Origin of the sequence: Gardnerella sp. Marseille-Q9185 (genome assembly GCF_046508745.1) — a bacterium.
Taxonomy (GTDB): domain Bacteria; phylum Actinomycetota; class Actinomycetes; order Actinomycetales; family Bifidobacteriaceae; genus Bifidobacterium; species Bifidobacterium greenwoodii.
The window spans coordinates 1-1,712 of the sequence record NZ_JBKFWK010000012.1 but is presented as its reverse complement, the minus strand read 5'-3'; the positions used below and the strand labels follow the sequence as shown (position 1 = coordinate 1,712).

At 39.8% G+C, this 1,712-nt stretch carries 2 protein-coding genes; both read left to right on the top strand.

Annotated elements, in window-relative coordinates; all coding sequences use genetic code 11:
- Nucleotides 1-1,407, top strand: a 1,407-nt coding sequence (locus ACLD5M_RS06200) for a hypothetical protein (RefSeq protein ID WP_410314823.1), incomplete at its 5' end; no start/stop codon positions are given.
- A 6-nt stretch (nucleotides 1,408-1,413) separates the two neighbouring features.
- On the top strand, nucleotides 1,414-1,712 hold a 299-nt coding region (locus ACLD5M_RS06195; protein WP_410314822.1), incomplete at its 3' end, for an ATP-binding cassette domain-containing protein.

The following is a 1,712-nucleotide window of genomic DNA, read 5'->3' as shown; positions in this document are numbered from 1 at the left end:
CTTATGCCGATACTTGTTTCAGCACTCGCTGTATATCCTCTTGTTTGTATCGTGATGAGTTTATTTACTCACGGATTTATATGGAATATTCAATTGTTAATGCAGGCACTGATTATAGCGTTGCCAGTTATTGCAGTTGTGTTGCTTCTCAGTGCATTAGTCATTTTGATGATTATTTCTGTAAAACCAGTAGATGCAATTCGTAATCGTATCACCAAACGCGGTATGCTTATTGCTCTTGCACTCGTTTATGCTATTGCATCAACATGCGTATTAGAAGGTGTGCATAGCATAGATGGGCCAATAGGCGAGTTGACGAAAAGTGTGGAAGTTGCTCGTATGTGGCATCCTGTATTAAACCAGAGAATTATGTATCACCACCTCGTAGGGCAAGATGGTGCTTCGGTATCTGGTCAATCGACGCAGTATGCCAAAGATGCTTTTGCATGGTATCGTTCTATTGAGGATAAGCCAGGAGTAAGGCTTATTTACACAAGCTTCTTCGATGCGGATATACTACAAGATTGGCGCAACGGTAGCGTATATAAGCATGTGCCTTCTAAGCCATTCTGGTCGTTTGTGGCGTCGCCTAAGTACTTGCAAGATCAAGGGTTTACTGTAGATAGCGATGTCAAAAACCTTGCTCGTCAGGGTGTGCGCATCTACTTCATTCCCGACACGTATAATCCTCAAGAGCAGACTTCGATGAGGCAGTGGCTTCAAGAGTCAGACAACCTAACGTCTACTGATGTTTCGACCAAGTTTACTGCGCATCCACAATTCGCATTCCGCACGTATCATCCTTCTCGTGAGTGGTTTAACTGGTCTACGGATATTCATCATAAGGTTATGGTAAAAGATCCTATTATTTTTTATGCGACGAGTGATAATTTGAATGCGTCTGAAAGTGAATCATTACTTGCTGGCGGCCTTGACAATAGCTACATTAAATTGAATGATCAAGCAGCAGCTCGATATCTGAGCGACGCTTATACTGCACGGTATCATCTTGATGATAATCATCTTCAATTCTTACAAGTAGGAGAATGCATTGCAGGCTACCAAAAGACGATTATGCAGACGTTGCAATTGTTTGGTAGCGTAATTCTGCTTATTACCCTGCTTATGTTGATATTGCTTATAGCGATTATTGCTATGTTTGCAGCATGCTATCAAGAAAGTATTGCGGTGAAACGATTGCTTGGTTTTTCGCTATTACGCATATTCTCTATGCCATTCTTGCTTGTGGGAATCGTTCAAGGAGGGCTTTTTATTATTGCTTCGATTGAACGGACTCGTTCTGGCATGATATATGTGCTGATTTCGGCAATTATTGAACTCATATTATTAACGATACAAACATATTATTTGAGTAATAAACACATTACTTCTATGGTAAAGGAGTAGTTGATAATGCAAAACAATGGTATTGAACCTTTAATAAGTGTACGCAATCTTTATAAATCATATGGGAATCGACCGGTTTTACATAATCTTAGTTTTAGTGTGCAACAAGGAGAATCGTTAGCAATCATGGGGGCTTCCGGCTCTGGAAAATCCACTATTCTAAACATTCTCGGCATGCTTGAAACCTATGATAAAGGTGAAATAAAGATTGCTGGCAAAAAACTTCCAGCTATTAATTCTGTTGCTGCTACTAAGTTACGTCGTTATCATATTAGCTATTTATTTCAATCGTTTGCATTGCTCAA